Origin of the sequence: Blautia sp. NSJ-140 (genome assembly GCF_022868965.1) — a bacterium.
In the GTDB taxonomy this organism is placed as follows: Bacteria; Bacillota; Clostridia; order Lachnospirales; family Lachnospiraceae; genus Blautia_A.
Window position 1 is genome coordinate 170,611 of record NZ_JALIFS010000004.1, and the last position, 18,870, is coordinate 189,480.

Annotated in this window: 19 protein-coding genes; 18 read left to right on the forward strand and 1 reads right to left on the reverse strand. The window is 45.7% G+C overall.

All coding sequences use genetic code 11. From position 1 onward, the window contains the following. The first annotated feature begins 46 nt into the window (after positions 1–46). The 12 genes from MUB50_RS06715 (at position 47) to thiI (ending at position 13,465) form a co-directional block, all read left to right on the forward strand. Positions 47–925, forward strand: coding sequence for a carbohydrate ABC transporter permease (locus MUB50_RS06715; RefSeq protein WP_244790279.1), 879 nt, complete (start codon positions 47–49; stop codon positions 923–925). A 12-nt stretch (positions 926–937) separates the two neighbouring features. Beyond that, positions 938–1,792: a carbohydrate ABC transporter permease gene (locus tag MUB50_RS06720; RefSeq protein WP_118062779.1), complete on the forward strand. Its 855-nt coding sequence runs from the start codon at positions 938–940 to the stop codon at positions 1,790–1,792. A gap of 37 nt (positions 1,793–1,829) precedes the next feature. Then, on the forward strand, positions 1,830–2,939 hold the full coding sequence (locus tag MUB50_RS06725) for a glycoside hydrolase family 172 protein (RefSeq protein WP_244790281.1): 1,110 nt from the start codon (positions 1,830–1,832) through the stop codon (positions 2,937–2,939). 15 nt (positions 2,940–2,954) lie between these two features. After that, the gene (locus MUB50_RS06730) at positions 2,955–4,208 is read left to right on the forward strand and encodes an ABC transporter substrate-binding protein (RefSeq protein ID WP_243101068.1); all 1,254 of its coding nucleotides are present in this window, start codon (positions 2,955–2,957) and stop codon (positions 4,206–4,208) included. Positions 4,209–4,384: 176 nt separating this feature from the next. Further along, entirely contained in the window at positions 4,385–5,428 is a 1,044-nt protein-coding gene (gene hrcA / locus MUB50_RS06735) for a heat-inducible transcriptional repressor HrcA (RefSeq protein WP_015527075.1), read from the forward strand. An 18-nt stretch (positions 5,429–5,446) separates the two neighbouring features. Further along, positions 5,447–6,082 carry a nucleotide exchange factor GrpE gene (gene grpE / locus MUB50_RS06740; protein WP_118513081.1) on the forward strand — a complete coding sequence of 212 codons (636 nt, stop codon included), beginning with the start codon at positions 5,447–5,449 and terminating at the stop codon, positions 6,080–6,082. 53 nt (positions 6,083–6,135) lie between these two features. Continuing rightward, entirely contained in the window at positions 6,136–8,028 is a 1,893-nt protein-coding gene (dnaK, locus tag MUB50_RS06745) for a molecular chaperone DnaK (RefSeq protein WP_118513082.1), read from the forward strand. Between the two features lie 21 nt (positions 8,029–8,049). Continuing rightward, the gene (dnaJ, locus tag MUB50_RS06750) at positions 8,050–9,240 is read left to right on the forward strand and encodes a molecular chaperone DnaJ (protein WP_118513083.1); all 1,191 of its coding nucleotides are present in this window, start codon (positions 8,050–8,052) and stop codon (positions 9,238–9,240) included. A gap of 159 nt (positions 9,241–9,399) precedes the next feature. Next, the gene (gene prmA / locus MUB50_RS06755) at positions 9,400–10,353 is read left to right on the forward strand and encodes a 50S ribosomal protein L11 methyltransferase (RefSeq protein WP_118513084.1); all 954 of its coding nucleotides are present in this window, start codon (positions 9,400–9,402) and stop codon (positions 10,351–10,353) included. A gap of 4 nt (positions 10,354–10,357) precedes the next feature. Next, the gene (locus MUB50_RS06760) at positions 10,358–11,101 is read left to right on the forward strand and encodes a 16S rRNA (uracil(1498)-N(3))-methyltransferase (RefSeq protein ID WP_244790285.1); all 744 of its coding nucleotides are present in this window, start codon (positions 10,358–10,360) and stop codon (positions 11,099–11,101) included. A gap of 3 nt (positions 11,102–11,104) precedes the next feature. Beyond that, positions 11,105–12,259, forward strand: a complete 1,155-nt coding sequence (locus MUB50_RS06765; protein WP_244790287.1) for a cysteine desulfurase family protein — start codon at positions 11,105–11,107, stop codon at positions 12,257–12,259. Positions 12,260–12,283: 24 nt separating this feature from the next. Further along, positions 12,284–13,465: a tRNA uracil 4-sulfurtransferase ThiI gene (thiI, locus tag MUB50_RS06770; RefSeq protein ID WP_118513087.1), complete on the forward strand. Its 1,182-nt coding sequence runs from the start codon at positions 12,284–12,286 to the stop codon at positions 13,463–13,465. A 165-nt stretch (positions 13,466–13,630) separates the two neighbouring features. Here thiI and MUB50_RS06775 read toward each other — a convergent pair whose 3' ends face one another. Next, the gene (locus MUB50_RS06775; RefSeq protein WP_015527084.1) at positions 13,631–13,867 is read right to left on the reverse strand and encodes an HPr family phosphocarrier protein; all 237 of its coding nucleotides are present in this window, start codon (positions 13,865–13,867) and stop codon (positions 13,631–13,633) included. 133 nt (positions 13,868–14,000) lie between these two features. Here MUB50_RS06775 and mtaB point away from each other — a divergent pair, with 133 nt between their 5' ends. The 6 genes from mtaB to MUB50_RS06805 all read left to right on the forward strand — a co-directional run bounded on the left by mtaB (position 14,001) and on the right by MUB50_RS06805 (position 18,862). Beyond that, complete coding sequence (mtaB, locus tag MUB50_RS06780) at positions 14,001–15,329, forward strand: tRNA (N(6)-L-threonylcarbamoyladenosine(37)-C(2))-methylthiotransferase MtaB (protein ID WP_118624099.1); 1,329 nt, start codon at positions 14,001–14,003, stop codon at positions 15,327–15,329. Positions 15,330–15,514: 185 nt separating this feature from the next. Then, on the forward strand, positions 15,515–15,787 hold the full coding sequence (locus MUB50_RS06785) for an IreB family regulatory phosphoprotein (protein ID WP_015527087.1): 273 nt from the start codon (positions 15,515–15,517) through the stop codon (positions 15,785–15,787). A 1-nt stretch (position 15,788) separates the two neighbouring features. Further along, positions 15,789–16,241, forward strand: a complete 453-nt coding sequence (gene ruvX / locus MUB50_RS06790) for a Holliday junction resolvase RuvX (protein ID WP_118513089.1) — start codon at positions 15,789–15,791, stop codon at positions 16,239–16,241. A gap of 92 nt (positions 16,242–16,333) precedes the next feature. Further along, positions 16,334–16,603, forward strand: coding sequence for a DUF1292 domain-containing protein (locus tag MUB50_RS06795; protein ID WP_059086846.1), 270 nt, complete (start codon positions 16,334–16,336; stop codon positions 16,601–16,603). Between the two features lie 281 nt (positions 16,604–16,884). After that, positions 16,885–18,519, forward strand: a complete 1,635-nt coding sequence (locus MUB50_RS06800) for a ribonuclease J (RefSeq protein WP_118513134.1) — start codon at positions 16,885–16,887, stop codon at positions 18,517–18,519. Positions 18,520–18,523: 4 nt separating this feature from the next. After that, a complete protein-coding gene (locus tag MUB50_RS06805; RefSeq protein WP_244790289.1) occupies positions 18,524–18,862 on the forward strand; it encodes a YlbF family regulator in 339 nt (112 codons plus the stop codon). Positions 18,863–18,870 lie beyond the last annotated feature (8 nt).

An 18,870-nucleotide genomic window follows, 5' to 3' on the forward strand; every position in this document is an offset into this window, starting at 1 on the left:
GTAAAAGTCTGCTTTACATTGCTTGATGAACAGGGAGGAAAGTTCCATGACAATAAGTAAAAAAACTATGAAGTGGATACCATGGCTTTTGATCCTGCCGGTTGTACTGATCAGAGGCTTTACAACAGTATATCCCATTCTGATGACTGTGAAAAACAGCTTCTTTAATATCAGTATCCTTGCAGGTATCAATGAATTTATAGGCTTCAAGAATTACCTGAAGGTATTTTCTGATCCTAAAGTGCTTACATCGATCAGCTTTACGGCAATATTTGTGGTTGTTTCCATGATCCTGCATGTGATCCTCGGAGTTATTCTGGCACTGATCCTGAATATGAAATTCAAAGGCCGCCGTTTTCTGAGGACTATTGTGCTGATCCCATGGGCTATGCCAGCAGTAGTAGCCGGTATGGCTGCAAAATGGGCATTTAACAATGATTATGGTCTGATCAATGATTTTATCCGCTGGTTTGTACCGGGATACCAGAACAGCTGGCTGATCAATACAGGTACTGCAAGAGCAGCGGTAATTGCAATGGACCTGTGGAAGGATCTTCCGTTCTTTGCAATTCTTGTACTTTCCGGACTTCAGTTTATTTCCGGCGATATCTATGAGGCAGCAAAGGTAGACGGTGCAAACGGGATCCAGAGCTTTTTCAGGATCACACTTCCGCTGATCACAAAAAATGTCCTGACTTTATGTATTCCGTTCACACTCTGGAGACTGACAACCTTCGATCTGGTTTATTCCATGACATCCGGAGGTCCTGGCGAGGATACTGCGCTGATCGCATACAGAATCACAACAGAAGCATTTACAAATCTAAACGTAGGATATGCTTCGGCGCTGGCTATGCTGCTGTTTGTTGTAATGGCGATCTTCAGCTGGCTGAATATACGTGTTATGAATAAGTTTGACAGTTAGGGGGGAATTATCGTGAAGAATACAGGAAAATATAATGTTTATCATGGAGTGATAGCTGTTGGAAGATGGGTTCTGTTTGCCATTGTGGCTTTTCTGATCCTGTTCCCGGTCTACTGGATCTTTATTTCTTCGATCACACCGGCAGGAGAACTGTTTAAAACACCGATTGATTATCTTCCGGATCATCCCACACTGGAAAGCTACACATTTCTGCTACAGAATGTCGGACTGCTTTCAAAGATTGGAAACACCGTACTGATCGTCGGTCTTACTCTTGTGATCAGCACCGTGCTGTGTGCAATGGCAGCTTATGGCTTTTCAAGATTTAACTCAAAGGGAGTTTCTGTTGCATTTGCATTTGTTCTGGCTACCATGCTGATCCCTGAGGTTGTTACAGCCCGCCCGCTGTATGAGTTTATGCAGAAGGTAAAGCTGTATGATACATATCCGGGACTTATCCTTCTTTATATCAGTACCGTTATACCGTTTACGGTTCTGATCCTCAGAAACTTTGTCGGTGAGATCCCGATCTCACTGGAGGAGGCAGCTGCTATTGACGGCGCATCTTTTTCACAGAGACTATTTACGATCGTTCTGCCGCTGATGAAGCCGGCGATCGCTACGGTTTGCATCATCAACTTTATTACCTGTCTGAATAACTTTTTCACACCGTTGTTTTATTCAAATGGTATTCAGGTACTTTCTGTTTCCATCGTACAGCTTCCGTTACGTGACAACATGTATGGAGTTCCGTGGGATCTTGTCAGCGCCATGGGATGGATCATCCTTCTTCCGATCATTATCTTTGTAGCTGTTTTTGAGAAACAGATCATGGATGGTATCATGGCAGGTGGAGTAAAAGCGTAAATATTTTTTAATTTCCAAAGGAAAGGAGAATGCAGATATGTATCAGGCATTTACAGGCGGACTTGGAGGAATCGCACTTGCAAAGCACGGAAAAAGCCGTGCGATCAATGCGGAGAATCCTCATGGAGAAAAAGGCAGAGGCGGTATGGAGGCAAGCCATCTGGGACCATCCAGAAAAGGAAGTCCGTGTCTTAAGGATATAGAGCCGGGAACTGTGGTAACTCTGGCAGAAATGGAAGGACCGGGACAGATCAATCATATCTGGATCACCGTTGATAACAAGACTACAGAGGCAGATTGCTTTGTACTGAGGGATCTTGTGATCCGTATGTACTGGGATGACGAGGAAACTCCTTCCGTGGAAAGTCCTCTGGGTGATTTCTTCTGCTGCGGATTCGGAAGAGAATGTTTTGTAAATTCTGTTCCGGTGGCTGTTGTTCCAAACAGGGGCTTTAACTGCTATTTTCCGATGCCGTTTAAGAAGAAAGCAAAGATCACACTGGAAAACCAGCATGCAAATAAAATCCCGGCTTTCTTTTATCAGGTAGATTACTGTCTCTATGATGAGCTTCCGGACGATATTGCTTATTTCCATGCGCAGTGGAGACGGGAACGGTTGACAGAAAAAACAAAAGATTATACAATTTTGGATGGAGTAAAAGGAAAAGGCCATTATATAGGAACCTACATGGCACTTACCACACTGGAACGTTACTGGTGGGGCGAGGGAGAAATGAAGTTTTATATTGACGGAGATGAGGAGTATCCGACCATCTGCGGAACAGGAACGGAAGATTACTTTGGAGGTTCCTGGAGCTTTGCCAAACAGGTGGATGGAAAAACCGTGGAACAGAATTATAACACACCATATCTGGGATATCCGTATTATTCTGCCCATGACGAACTGATCCACAATTTTTATCATAATGATGACTGCCCGCCAATGCGAGGCTTTTACAGATGGCATTTACAGGATCCGATCTGCTTTGAAGAGGATCTTCGCGTTACGATTCAGCAGATAGGCGTCGGATACCGTGGCCTGTTTGAACGACAGGATGATGTGGCAAGTGTAGCGTACTGGTATCAGACACTTCCTCATGCACCGTTCCAGCCGTTGATGTCAAAAGAGGATAGATGGCCCAGATAAAAAGGGTGGTAGAGATTGAAAAAACAGGTATTTTGCGGGGTATTTGCCCTGGCTCTGGCAGTGACAGGATGTGGAGTCCAGAAGAAGGAGGCTGCATCTGATATTGTGCCGAAGAACAGACAGGAACTGACGATCCTTCATGTGGATGCAGGTACAGAGGGCTTTGATTCTTTTATCAGTCAGGCGGAAAAAGATCTTGGAATAGAGATCCATATCGAAAAATGTCCGGCTAATGCGGACAATCGTCAGGCCAAAATAGCAACTCTTCTGACATCAGGAGATGATTCTGTTGATCTGATCACAGTAAATGATGAGATGATATCTGAATTTAAGCATAAGGGATTTCTTCTTCCGCTGGAAGATACGGTTATGACAGAGGAGACAGCGGCGAATTTTCCACAGGAATACCTGAAAGAAATATGCATGTCAGACGGACATATTTTTTCGGTACCGTTCAAAATGGATATCATGGCATTCTGGGTGAACCAGGAATTGCTGGATCAGGCTGGTCTGGACAGACTCTCCTGTTTCAGTGATCTTGAGATCCTTCAGAAAAAGCTTCAGAATACGGGAAAATATGCATACGGGGATGCATGGGAGATTTCTTACATATATAATAGTATCAGCGAGTATGTCGATTTTTTCGGAGGAGATTATACAGACTGGACGGATCCGAAAACAAGAGAAGCGGCAGAATATATGAAGCGAATGCTGGATACAGGGATGATATCAGAGGAGAATCTGATCGACCAGCATGACCAGCTGAATGAAAAATTTATAAACGGCCAGTATGGATGTATGTTCATGTATACTGGTGCGTTGAGTACCTTTCAGAATGCAGGCGTGTATGGAAAAGATAAGCTCCATATGGCACCATTTCCGGAATTTGACGAGAAGGTGACCAATATCGCAACCTGGCAGTATGTACTGAATAAAAATTCTGATCATAAAGAAGCAGCTCTGAAGTTCCTTCAGTATGTGTCCGGATATGAGGCCAGTAAAAATTACGGACAGCTGACAAAAATGTGTCCGGCAAGACTGGATGTGATCGAGGATAAGAATTTTGAGCTGGATGGCATTGAAATGATCCGGCAATATCTGAAAGATTATAAGCTGAAGGCAAGACCACTGTGCACCGATTCCATAGAAGCTGTTTCGGCTATGGGTACGGAATTTCAGAAATACGTGCTGGGACAGAAAACAGAAACGGAATTTTTTGCTGGGGCACAGAACTGCGTAGACCAGTATTACAAAAAAGCATCGTACTGATGCTTTTTTTGTTTTGAAAAAATAAGAACTTTTTTTCAAAACATATTGACAAATATTTTACATGGTGATATCTTAAAGACTGTAGATGTTAGCACTCCACTAAAATGAGTGCTAACAGATATAAAAAAAGAATCAACATCCGTCAGGAAAGAATAAAAAGGAAAGGAGATGGCTTCATGGAAGAGGTGTTGAATGAGCGCAAACAAAAAATCTTAAAAGCAATCATCAAGACCTATATGGAGACCGGAGAACCGGTTGGCTCCAGGACCATTTCCAAGTATGCGGATCTCAATGTAAGTTCCGCAACGATCCGAAATGAAATGTCAGACCTGACAGATATGGGCTATATCGTCCAGCCTCATACCTCAGCAGGAAGGATTCCTTCAGATAAGGGCTACAGACTTTACGTCAATGAGCTGATGAAGGAGAAGGAAGCAGAGGTTGCAGAGCTGCGAGATCTGATCATTGAGAAGACAGATAAGATGGATAAGGTGCTTAAGAAGGTTGCGAAGGTTCTTGCTTCCAATACCAACTATGCTACCATGGTTTCCGTTCCGCAGTACAGCGGCAACAAGATCAAGTTCATCCAGCTGTCGAGAATGAGCGAGCTTCAGCTTGTGGCCGTGGTTGTCAGTGACAACAACACAGTCCGGAACCAGATCATCAATCTGGACGAGGAAATGGACGACCAGACGATCCTGAAACTGAATCTTCTTCTTAACACCAATCTCAATGGGATCCCGATCCAGGATATCAACCTTGGGATGATCGCCAGACTGAAGGAACAGGCAGGCAGCCACAGCGGTGTGGTGGCAACAGTTCTGGATGCAGTGGCAGCCACCATTCATGTGGAAGAGGAAGATATGGAGATCTATACTTCAGGTGCAACCAACATCTTCAAGTATCCGGAGCTTGCCGATAAAGAAAAGGCAACGGAGCTGATCTCCGCATTTGAGGAGAAGCATGAACTTGCCGATCTTGTAAAAGAACAGATGTCAGATGGAGAGAATACAGGAATCCAGGTTTATATCGGTGATGAGATGCCGATCCAGACCATGAAGGACTGCAGCATTGTAACTGCCAGATATGAACTGGGAGACGGAATGTACGGAACCATCGGGATCATCGGTCCCAAACGAATGGATTATGAGAATGTAGTGGACAGTCTGAAAGAGCTTAAGAATCATCTGGATGACGTTTTGAAAAAGAAGAAAACTTAGAAAGGCGGTAGAAAAAAAGTGTCGGAGGAAACAAAGAAAACATCCGAAGAGCAGGAAGCGGAGAAGGAAATCCCCGTAACTGACGGAGATCAGGAAGAAAAAAGCCTGACACCGGAGGGAGAAGATCTGCCGGAGGAAGAAAACAATACTCCAGGCGAAGAAGCTGCCTCAGAGGATAAAAAAGAAGAAAAATCAAAAACTTCCTTCTTCGGAAAGAAGAAAAAAGATAAATCTGAGCAGAAGGTGGAGGAACTTACCGATCGCCTGAAGCGTACCATGGCTGAATTTGATAATTTCCGTAAAAGAACGGAAAAAGAAAAATCCAGCATGTACATCATCGGAGCGAAAGAGATCGTTGAAAAGATCCTGCCGGTTGTAGATAACTTCGAAAGAGGTCTTGCACAGGCACAGGAAGGCGATGCTTTTGCAGATGGAATGAAAATGATCTACAAGCAGCTTACCACAACACTGGATGAGCTTGGTGTGAAGCCAATCGAAGCAGTGGGAAAGGAATTCAACCCGGATTTCCATAATGCAGTGATGCATGTGGAAGATGAAGAGGTTGGAGAGAACATCGTGGTGGAAGAGTTCCAGAAGGGTTACACCTACAAGGATTTCGTAGTACGTCACAGTATGGTAAAGGTTGCGAACTAACTGACAACAAACTTTATTTTAACAGATACAGACTAAAACAGGAGGAAAAAATCATGGGAAAGATTATTGGTATTGACTTAGGTACAACAAACAGCTGTGTAGCCGTAATGGAAGGTGGACAGCCAACAGTTATCGCAAATACAGAAGGCGCAAGAACAACACCGTCCGTTGTGGCTTTCACAAAGACAGGAGAGCGTCTGGTAGGTGAGCCTGCAAAACGTCAGGCAGTTACAAATGCAGACAGAACAATCTCCTCTATCAAAAGAGAGATGGGTACCGATTACCGTGTAACCATTGATGACAAGAAATATTCTCCACAGGAGATCTCCGCAATGATCCTTCAGAAACTGAAAAAGGATGCAGAGGCATATCTTGGTGAGAAAGTAACAGAGGCAGTTATCACAGTTCCGGCTTACTTCAACGATGCTCAGCGTCAGGCTACCAAAGATGCAGGTAAGATCGCAGGTCTTGATGTAAAACGTATCATCAACGAGCCTACAGCAGCAGCTCTTGCATATGGACTTGACAACGAGAAAGAGCAGAAGATCATGGTATACGACCTTGGCGGCGGTACATTCGATGTATCTGTTATCGAGATCGGTGATGGCGTTATCGAGGTTCTTTCCACAGCTGGTAATAACCGTCTTGGTGGAGATGACTTTGATAAGAAGGTCACAGATTACATGCTTTCCGAGTTCAAGAGAACAGAGGGCGTAGACTTAAGCAACGATAAGATGGCTCTTCAGAGACTGAAAGAGGCAGCTGAGAAGGCTAAGAAAGAGCTTTCTTCCGCAACAACAACAAACATTAACCTTCCGTTCATCACAGCAACAGCTGAAGGACCGAAGCATTTCGATATGAACCTTACAAGAGCTAAATTCGATGAGCTGACACATGATCTTGTAGAGCTGACAGCTGAGCCGGTTCGTCGTGCACTGTCTGATGCAGGTATCACAGCTTCTGAGCTTGGCCAGGTACTTCTGGTTGGTGGTTCTTCCCGTATCCCGGCAGTACAGGATAAGGTAAGACAGTTAACAGGCAAAGAGCCGAGCAAGAACCTGAACCCGGATGAGTGTGTTGCACTTGGTGCTTCCGTACAGGGTGGTAAACTTGCAGGTGATGCAGGTGCCGGTGATATCCTTCTTCTGGATGTTACTCCGCTGTCTCTGTCCATCGAGACAATGGGTGGTATCGCAACTCGTCTGATCGAGAGAAATACTACAATTCCTACAAAGAAGAGCCAGATCTTCTCCACAGCAGCAGATAACCAGACAGCTGTAGATATCAACGTTGTACAGGGTGAGCGTCAGTTCGCAAAAGACAACAAATCCCTCGGCCAGTTCCGTCTGGATGGAATCCCGCCAGCACGTCGTGGTGTTCCGCAGATCGAGGTAACATTTGACATTGATGCCAACGGTATCGTTAACGTATCCGCTAAGGATCTTGGAACAGGTAAGGAGCAGCACATCACAATCACAGCTGGTTCTAACATGTCCGATTCCGATATCGACAAAGCTGTCAAAGAAGCAGCTGAATTCGAGGCTCAGGATAAGAAACGTAAAGAGGCGATCGACACAAGGAACAATGCAGACTCCATGGTATTCCAGGTTGAGAATGCACTGAAGGAAGCAGGCGACAAGCTTGATGCAAACGATAAAGCAAGTGTTGAGGCAGACCTCAATGCACTGAAGGATCTTCTTGCACAGACAGCAAATGCTCAGGAGCTTACCGATTCTCAGGTTGCAGACATCAAGGCTGCACAGGAGAAGATGATGGAGAGCGCTCAGAAGCTGTTTTCCAAGATGTATGAGCAGACTCAGGGAGCTCAGGGTCAGGCTGGTCCTGGACCGGATATGGGTAACATGGGCGGAAACGCTGGTGCCCAGGGCGGAAATGAAGCAGGATACGGCGATGATGTTGTAGATGCTGATTACAAGGAAGTCTAAGACAAGTAGGAAACAATTACAATGGCTGATAAAAGAGATTATTATGAAGTCTTAGGTGTGGATAAAAACGCCGATGACGCAACATTAAAAAAAGCATATCGTAAGCTGGCCAAGAAATATCACCCGGATGTAAATCCGGGTGATAAAGAGGCTGAGGCGAAATTCAAAGAAGCGACAGAGGCTTACTCCGTTTTAAGTGATGCCGATAAGAGAAGACAGTATGATCAGTTTGGTCATGCGGCATTCGAAAACGGCGGTGGAGGCGGAGCCGGCGGCTTTGGCGGATTTGACTTCAACGGTGCAGATATGGGAGACATCTTCGGAGATATCTTCGGAGACCTTTTCGGCGGCGGAGGCAGAACCAGACGGGCCAACAACGGACCGATGAAGGGCGCCAACCTTCGTGCACGTGTGAACATTACTTTTGAGGAAGCGGTTTTCGGATGCGAGAAAGAACTGGAGATCGTTCTGAAGGATGAATGTACTACATGTCACGGAACCGGTGCGAAACCTGGAACATCACCGGTCACATGTCCGAAATGTAAAGGCCAGGGTCAGATCGTTTACACCCAGCAGTCCATGTTTGGCATGGTGCGTAATGTTCAGACCTGTCCGGACTGTAACGGAACCGGTAAGGTGATCAAGGACAAATGCAGTGCCTGCCGTGGAACCGGATATACCTCTTCCAGAAAGAAGATCCAGGTGTCTGTACCGGCCGGTATTGATAATGGTCAGTGTATCCGTATCCGCGAAAAAGGCGAACCGGGAACCAACGGCGGACCGAGAGGTGATCTGCTGGTGGAGGTAAATGTAGCCCGTCATCCGATCTTCCAGAGACAGGATATGAATATCTTTTCAACAGCTCCGATCACATTTGCACAGGCTGCACTTGGCGGGGAGATGCGTATCAATACGGTAGACGGTGAGGTTGCCTATGAGGTGAAGCCGGGAACACAGACTGATACAAGGATTCGTCTGAAGGGCAAAGGTGTTCCGTCATTACGTAACAAGAATGTTCGTGGTGATCACTATGTAACCCTGGTAGTCCAGACTCCGACAAATCTCAATGAGGAAGCAAAGAAAGCTCTGGAAGCTTTTGATGCGGCATGTGGAAACCGTCCGTCAGAGGACAGCACATCCGAGACTTCCGAAAAAACTGAAAAGAAGAAAAAAGGTTTCCGTGAGAAAGTTAAGGAAATGTTCGAGGAATAAATAAAGTGAAAACAGGAAAGAGGCACAAAATGCCTCTTTCTTTTTTTTCTGTATTCGTGTATATTAAAAGAAGTGCCCGTTTTCGGGACAATAGAAAACAGGCGACAGACAGGAACGAAAATCCGTAAATGTGTATACAGCATAAGGAGATATAGAAATATGAAATGGAACCGTTTTACACTTAAGACAAAAACAGAGGCAGAGGATATTGTGATCTGTACACTTGCCGAGGTGGGAATTGAAGGTGTGGAGATCCAGGACAAGCAGCCGCTGACTGATGAGGACAAGGCACAGATGTTTGTGGATATCATGCCGGAAGGACCTGCAGATGACGGGATCGCATATCTGAACTTCTATCTGGAAGAGGATGCGGATACCGAGGCGATCCTGAAAGATGTGAAAGCTGCACTTGAGGATCTGAGAAGCTTTGTGGATATCGGAGAGGCAACCATCACAGAATCCCAGACAGAGGACAAAGACTGGATCAATAACTGGAAACAGTACTTCCATCAGTTCTATGTAGACGACATTCTGATCGTACCGTCTTGGGAAGAAGTGAAGGCAGAAGATAAAGACAAGATGATCCTCCACATTGATCCGGGAACTGCCTTTGGTACAGGAATGCATGAGACTACCCAGCTGGTGATCCGTCAGCTGAAGAAATTTGTGAAGCCGGGAATGGAGATCCTTGATGTGGGAACCGGAAGTGGAATCCTGGGGATCGTTGCACTGAAGCTTGGTGCAGGCCATGTGGTTGGTACAGACCTTGATCCCTGTGCAGTTCCGGCAGTGTCTGAGAACAAGGAAGCCAACCAGATCGAGGAGAAGTCTTTTGACATGATGATTGGAAACATCATTGATGACAAAGAAGTTCAGGATCAGGTCGGATATGAGAAATATGATATCGTAACTGCAAATATCCTGGCAGATGTTCTGGTACCGCTGACTCCGGTGATCGTTGCACAGATGAAAAAAGGCGCTTACTACATTACATCAGGTATCCTGGATGTAAAGGAGGATGTCGTAGTGAAGGCTGTAAAAGACGCCGGACTGACTCTTGTTGAGGTGACTCATCAGGGCGAGTGGGTATCTGTGACAGCAAGAAAGGACTGATCTCATGCAGCGATTTTTTGTGGAACCTCATCAGATCGACAGGGACAGACATGAGATCCGTATCACAGGAAATGATGTCAATCATATCGTGAATGTACTCCGCATGAAAAAAGACGAGGAGCTCTGGATCAGCGATAAGGAAAAAGAATATCACTGTGTGATCGAAAACACGGGTGAGGATGAAGTCCTGCTTCATATCCTCTATGCACAGGAGCCGGATTATGAGCTGAAGAACCGTATTTATCTCTTTCAGGGACTACCGAAAGCTGATAAGATGGAGCTGATCATCCAGAAGGCAGTAGAGCTTGGAGCATATTCCATAGTTCCTGTTTCAACCAGGCGCTGCGTGGTAAAACTGGATAACAAAAAAGCAGAAAAAAAAGTATTCCGCTGGCAGCAGATCGCAGAAAGTGCGGCAAAACAATCCAAACGTATGCTGGTGCCGGAGGTACATTCCGTGATGAGCTTTAAAGAAGCTCTTGCCTATGCAGAGGAACTGGACATTCTGCTGATCCCTTATGAGCTTGCAAAGGGAATGAAAGAGACAAAGGAGCTGATCCGGTCGATCGAACCGGGAAAAAGCATAGGTGTCTTTATTGGCCCTGAGGGTGGATTCGAAGAGCAGGAAGTGGCAGATGCCATGGAAGCCGGTGCGAAACCCATCACCCTGGGACACCGGATCTTACGGACAGAAACCGCGGGACTCGCAGTACTTTCTGTTCTGATGTTTCAACTGGAGGATGAATAGATTATGGAAGCATATTTTGACAATTCCGCGACAACGAGATGCTTCGACGAAGTAAAGGATATTGTCTGCAAAACCATGACAGAAGATTTCGGAAATCCTTCTGCCATGCATAAAAAAGGAGTGGAAGCGGAGAATTATGTTCGCAGAAGTGCCCAGACCCTTGCAAAATTACTGAAAGTGAATGAAAAAGAGATTCTTTTTACATCCGGTGGAACAGAGTCGGACAACCTTGCCATCATCGGTGGTGTGGAAGCCAATAAGCGTATGGGAAACCATATCATCACAACTGCAGTAGAGCATGCAGCAGTGGCCCAGCCTTTTGCTTATCTGAAGGAACAGGGTTATGAGGTGACCATTCTTCCTGTTGATCATCAGGGCGTTGTAAAGCTGGACGCATTGGAAGCGGCTCTTCGTCCGGATACCATTCTGGTGTCTGTAATGTACGTGAACAATGAGGTGGGAGCTGTGATGCCGGTAGAAGAGATCGGAAAGCTTGTCCATGAAAAAAGTCCGAAAGCACTTTTTCATGTAGATGCCATCCAGGCATTCGGAAAGTATCGTATCTATCCGAAAAAGCTGGGAATCGATCTTCTTTCCGTGAGCAGTCACAAGATTCATGGACCAAAGGGCGTAGGCTTTCTCTATATTAACGAAAAAGTAAGAGTACAGCCGCAGATCCTTGGCGGCGGACAGCAGAACGGCATGCGCTCCGGAACGGACAATGTGCCGGGAATCGCAGGACTTGGCGTTGCCGCAGATATGGTATACACAGATTTTGATAAAAAGATACAGCAGCTCTATGCTCTGAAAGAACGGATGGCAGAGGGACTTTCAAAGCTTGGCGATATTACTGTTAACGGAATGCCGTTAATGGAGGGAGCACCACACATCATGAGTGCAACCTTCCATGGAGTACGAAGTGAGGTTCTTCTCCATACACTGGAAGAATTCGGAGTATATATTTCCGCAGGAAGTGCATGCTCCAGTCATAAGAGAAAACCAAGTGCAACACTGACAGCTATGGGCTTGAGCAGAGCCGATGTGGAAAGTACCGTCCGCATCAGCTTCTGTGAGGAAAATACCTTTGAAGAGGTAGATTACTGCCTGGAAGCACTGGGAAAAACAATTCCGATGCTGCGCAGGTATGCACGTCGATAGAGAATACAGAAGAAAGGGATTTTTATGTTAGTACATGCATTTCTGATCAAATATGCGGAAATTGCCCTTAAGGGAAAAAACCGCTATCGTTTTGAAGATGCTCTCGTACATCAGATGGAGATCGCACTCTCCAAGATCGAGGGAGATTTTGAAGTAAAAAAAGAGCAGGGAAGAGTTTATGTATTCTGCCCGGAGAACTATGATTACGATGAGGCTGTAGATGCGCTGCAGCATGTATTTGGTATTGTTGGCATCTGCCCGGTTATGATTTATGAAGAACAGGGCTTCGAGAAGCTTGCCGAAGATGTTGTGAGTTATATGAAGCAGTGGCATCCGGACTTTAACGGAAGCTTCAAGGTTTGGACACGCCGCGCAAAGAAATCCTACCCGATCAGCTCTATGGAAGTCAGCGCTGAGCTTGGCGGACGTATCCTGGATGCGTTCCCGGAGGCAAGTGTGGATGTTCATCATCCGGAGCTGGATCTTTCTGTTGAGATCCGTGACAAGATTTACGTATATTCCCAGACCATTCCGGGCGCAGGCGGAATGCCCATCGGAACAAACGGAAAAGCCATGCTTCTTCTTTCTGGTGGAATCGACAGTCCGGTTGCCGGCTATATGATCGCAAAACGTGGCGTCAAGATCGATGCGGTATATTTCCATGCACCGCCCTACACCAGTGAGCGCGCAAAACAGAAGGTAGTGGATCTTGCCCGCCTGGTAGCCAAATACAGTGGACCGATCCGTCTCCATGTAGTTAACTTTACAGATATACAGCTTTATATTTATGATCAGTGTCCTCATGATGAGCTTACTATTATCATGAGAAGATATATGATGCGTATTGCCGAGCATTTCGCTAAAAAAGACCGTTGTCTCGGACTTATCACAGGTGAGAGCATCGGACAGGTTGCAAGCCAGACCTTACAGAGCCTTGCTTCCACAAATGAGGTCTGCACACTTCCGGTATACCGTCCGGTGATCGGTTTTGATAAAGAGGAAATCGTCCGTATTTCCAGAAAGATCGACACCTTTGAGACTTCTATTCAGCCGTTTGAGGATTGCTGTACCATCTTTGTGGCGAAACATCCTGTAACAAAGCCGAATCTTAAGGTGATCCGCCGTTCTGAGCAGAAGCTTTCCGAGAAGATCGATGAGCTTATGGAAACTGCTCTGAATACCACAGAGATCATTGAAATTCAGTAATCCGTTTTTAGATAAGAAAAAACAAACAGGGAACCTCACTGTAGAGGTTCCCTGGAGCTACCGATATATCAGGAAAAGGGAGTTCATTGAGAACAGAAGAATTCTGAAAGCATGAAAAAAGAGGAACTGTATCCGATACAGTTCCTCTCAAATATACAGTATAGATTAGTCGATTGTATATTTGGAAATAATCTGCATTACGTTATCCAGAGCAGCGCCGTCTGCATGGATGTTGAGGTCGATCGGCTTGGAAAGATCCAGGCTGAAGATACCCATGATGGATTTTGCATCGATCACATATCTTCCGGATACTAAATCAAAATCGCAGTCGAATTTGCTGATCTCGTTTACGAATGCTTTCACCTTATCGATGGAATTCAGTGAGATTTTAGCTGTTTTCATTATAATAACCTCCCTTGATAGATTTTTGTTGTTTTACAGCTTTCATCTTACCTGTCAGTACCCAAAAAGTCAAGGTGAAAAGAGATAAAAATTGTTTCAATAATTAGTTAAAGTGTAAAAAAAGTGAGGAAAAATGGGAAATAAAGTTGCATTACACAACCTTGGCTGCAAAGTAAATGCCTATGAGATCGAGGCCATGCAGCAGCTTCTGGAGGAGGCGGGATATGAGATCGTGCCTTTTGAGCCGGGAGCGGATATTTATGTGATCAATACCTGCACAGTAACCAATATTGCAGACAGAAAATCAAGACAGATGCTCCACAAAGCCAAAAAAATGAATCCGGAAGCGATCGTGGTGGCAACGGGCTGTTATGTACAGACCGGTGGCGAGAAACTGGAAAAAGACGAAGCCATTGATCTTGTTCTGGGAAATAACCAGAAGATCAATATTGTGGAGGCACTGGCCGAATATGCGGAAAACAAACCGGGCCATGGTTCTCATGTGATCAAGATCAATCAGACAAAAGAGTATGAGGATCTTTCTATTGATCATACAGCAGAACATGTAAGGGCATATATCAAGGTTCAGGACGGATGCAATCAGTTCTGTACGTACTGTATCATTCCCTACGCAAGAGGCCGTGTCAGAAGCCGGAATATTGAAAGTGTGCTGAAGGAGGTCCGTGCACTTGCGGAAAAAGGTTATAAGGAAGTGGTCCTTACAGGAATCCATTTAAGTTCCTACGGAGTGGATTTCCCGGATGAGAAAAAAGAGACACTGCTTTCTCTGATCCGTGCTGTGCATGAGATCGAAGGAATCCAGCGTATCCGGCTGGGATCGCTGGAACCTGGAATCGTTACAAGAGAATTTGCGGAAGGGATCGCTGCGCTGCCAAAGGTATGCCCGCATTTCCATCTTTCCCTGCAGAGTGGCTGTGATGAGACTCTGGAGAGGATGAACCGCAGATACAGAAGCGGGGAATACAGAGAACGCTGTGAGCTTTTAAGAGAAGTGTATGGAAATCCGGCACTGACAACGGATGTGATCGTAGGCTTTCCGCAGGAATCGGAGGAAGAATTCCGGAAGTCCTATGATTTTGTGGACAGCATCCGTTTTTATGAGACTCATATCTTCAAATATTCCAGAAGACAGGGAACAAAGGCGGCTGCCATGGACGGACAGCTGACAGAGGCGGAGAAATCCTTCCGCAGTGAGAAGATGATCGAGCTGCATCATCGTCATGCAGGGGATTATGAGAAATCCATGCTTGGCAAAAATCTGGAGGTACTGATCGAGGAAGAGTATACAAAGGATGGACGGACCTGGTATCTGGGACACAGCCGGGAGTATATAAAAACTGCTGTACCGAAATCGGAAGCTTATGGCGTAAATGATATCGTAAACGTAAAGGCAGAAGGCTTTCTTGAAGAGCATATCATGACCGGTGAAGCCGTGGAGTGAAGAACGGGATCGTATGTTGAAAGGTTGTTTGTTCACTGGTAATATTTTGCGAAGCGTGTTACTGAGAACGGAGTGAACAGCAATGTTGACAGTTTGTATCCGCAATCCTCGTTAAATTTAAGATTGTAATTTATGTAAATTTATATTAAAATAAAAAAGAATATATTTTAAGGACGTGAGAGACAATGGCAGAGAATAATCTGGGAAATACACAGTATTTCAGAACAAAACCGGATCAGGAGCTTCAGGTAAAAGAAGTCCTGGATCTGGTGTACAATGCAATGGATGAGAAGGGCTACAATCCGGTGAATCAGATCGTAGGATATATTATGTCCGGAGACCCGACCTACATCACAAGCCACAAGGGTGCGAGAAGCATGATCATGAAGGTGGAGCGTGATGAACTGGTAGAAGAGCTTCTCACCGAGTATATCAAGAACAAGTCTTGGGAACGGTAATATGAGAGTACTGGGACTGGACTATGGCTCGAAGACTGTGGGGGTTGCAGTGAGCGATCCCCTTGGTCTGACAGCCCAAGGTGTGGAAACCGTATGGCGCAAGCAGGAAAACAAGCTTCGTCGTACTCTGGCACGTATTGAAGAGATCATTTCGGAGTATCAGGTTACGGAGATCGTTCTGGGATACCCGAAAAACATGAACAATACAGTAGGAGAGCGGGCCGAGAAATCTCTGGAGTTTAAGGAAATGCTGGAGAGACGTACGGGCCTGCCTGTTGTTATGTGGGATGAGAGACTGACTACTATGGCGGCAGACCGCACTCTGGAGGAGACCGGTGTGCATAAGGAAAACCGTAAACAGTATCTGGATCAGGTAGCTGCAGTCTTTATCCTGCAGGGATATCTGGATGCTGCCGCATACAGAAGAGAGCAGCAGGAAGGCGTGGAAGAATGATCGGAAACGCAAATAGATGTTTTGAGCGGATCAGGTAGCAAATGCGGATTGTGAATATCCGCTTGACAAGAACGGATAAGGAAGAATTAAATATGGAAAAAATAATATTTCAGTCAGACGACGGCACAGCTGCTGAGTTTTACGTAGAGGAGCAGACCAATATTGCGGGTGTGACTTATCTTTTGGTGTCCGATTCACAGGATGAGGAAGCAGACGCATATATTCTGAAGGATATTTCAGCTCCGGGAAGTACAGAAGCCTGTTATGAGATGGTCGAGGATGATGACGAACTTCAGGCTGTATATGCAGTTTTTCAGCAGATGCTGGATGACGTGAATTTTGAATGGAGGAGCGATTTTTGAAAAGCGAGAACAACGATGACAACAAAAATGCGGAGAGCAGAGTACAAGTTTCCGCAGGCGGTGCCAGAAGAACCGCATCAAGACAAAAGAATGCCGGATCAAGAACAAGACAGTATCGTGGTGGCGGCAAAAACCGTCAGGATAAGCCTTTCCGGCCAACAGCAAAGAAAACAACAGCCGGTGGCGCTGTAAAAAACAGCAGAAACACACAGAAACCGGCAAAGACCAGCGGCAGGCCATCCGGTCGGAAAAACGGCCGCAGAGCAACATCCAAACTTAAGATCATACCACTTGGCGGTCTGGAGCAGATCGGAATGAACATTACCGCTTTTGAGTATGGCGACAGTATTGTAGTTGTAGACTGTGGTCTTTCTTTCCCTGAGGACGATATGTTGGGAATCGATCTGGTCATTCCGGATGTAACATACCTTAAGGAAAATATTTCCAAGGTGAAGGGATTTGTGATCACTCATGGACATGAAGATCATATCGGAGCTCTTCCGTATGTGTTGAAAGAGATCAATGTTCCGATCTATGCTACCAAGCTGACACTGGGACTGATCCGCAACAAACTGAAAGAGCATAACCTTGTGCGTTCTACCAAACTGAAAGAAGTAAAACACGGGCAGGTGATCAATCTTGGGGATTTCGCTGTGGAATTTATCAAAACGAATCACAGTATCCAGGATGCATCCGCACTTGCTATTTATTCACCGGTAGGAATCGTGATACACACAGGAGACTTTAAAGTTGATTATACACCGGTATTTGGAGATGCCATCGATCTGCAGCGTTTTGCAGAGATTGGCAAGAAGGGTGTGCTTGCACTGATGTGTGAGAGTACCAATGCAGAGAGACCGGGATTTACAATGTCCGAGCGTACAGTGGGACATGTATTTGATAATCTTTTTAATGAGTACCGTACATCCAGGATCATCATTGCAACCTTTGCATCCAACGTGGATCGTGTGCAGCAGATCATTAACACTGCATACCGGTTCGGAAGAAAGGTTGCTGTGGAAGGCCGCAGTATGGTCAATGTTATTTCCGTAGCGTCAGAACTTGGCTATCTGCAGATCCCGGAGAACACACTGATCGAGATCGATCAGGTGAAGAATTATCCGGACGACAAGGTGGTTCTGATCACAACCGGAAGTCAGGGTGAGTCCATGGCGGCACTTTCCCGTATGGCAGCCAATATCCATAAGAAGATCACGATCAAGCCTAACGATACCATCATTTTCAGCTCCAATCCGATCCCCGGAAATGAAAAGGCAGTTTCCAAGGTTATCAACGAACTGTCTATGAAAGGAGCCAAGGTTATTTTCCAGGATGTCCATGTTTCCGGACATGCCTGCCAGGAGGAAATCAAGCTGATCTACTCTCTCGTAAAACCGAAATATGCCATTCCGATCCATGGTGAGTACCGTCATCTGACTGCACAGAAACACATAGTGGAAGATCTGGGAATCCCGAAGGAGAATATTTTTATCCTTTCTTCCGGAAATGTTCTGGAGTTGGACGGACAGGATGCCAAGGTGACAGGAAGCGTTCATACAGGTGCAATCTTCGTAGACGGACTTGGCGTTGGTGATGTGGGAAATATCGTACTTCGTGACCGTCAGCACCTTTCAGAAGATGGAATCATGATCGTAGTTATGACACTGGAGCGCCACAGTAATGTAGTTCTCGCAGGTCCGGATATCGTTTCCAGAGGTTTTGTGTATGTAAGAGAATCTGAGGATCTTATGGAGCATGCCAGACAGGTTGTGGAAACTGCACTGGATTCCTGCCTGGAGAACAATATCACTGACTGGGGCAAGATCAAAACCGAGGTCAAGGATGCCCTTGGAGAGTATTTGTGGAAACGGACCAAGAGAAATCCTATGATCCTGCCTATCATTATGGAGGCGTAGGTTCATGGATGAGATCAGCATGGAAATCGAGAAGCTTCTCGATGCTGTGCACAGAAGCGATGAATATCAGGAATATCAGAAACAGGCAGCCCAGCTTGAAACGGATCCTGAGCTGAAAGCCAGAGTGATGAGATTCCGTGGAGATAATTTCAGACTGCAGAATCATTCAGACAAGGATGAGCTGTTCCATATTGAGGAACAGCTCAATCAGGAGTCTGCAAGTCTGAGACAGAACCTGAAAGTAAATGCCTATCTCGACGCTGAGCTTGCGCTGTGCAGACTGATGCAGCGGATATGCAGGACGCTGGTGGACGGGATCGACATACAGATTCCTGACTTATAGGAGGAAAG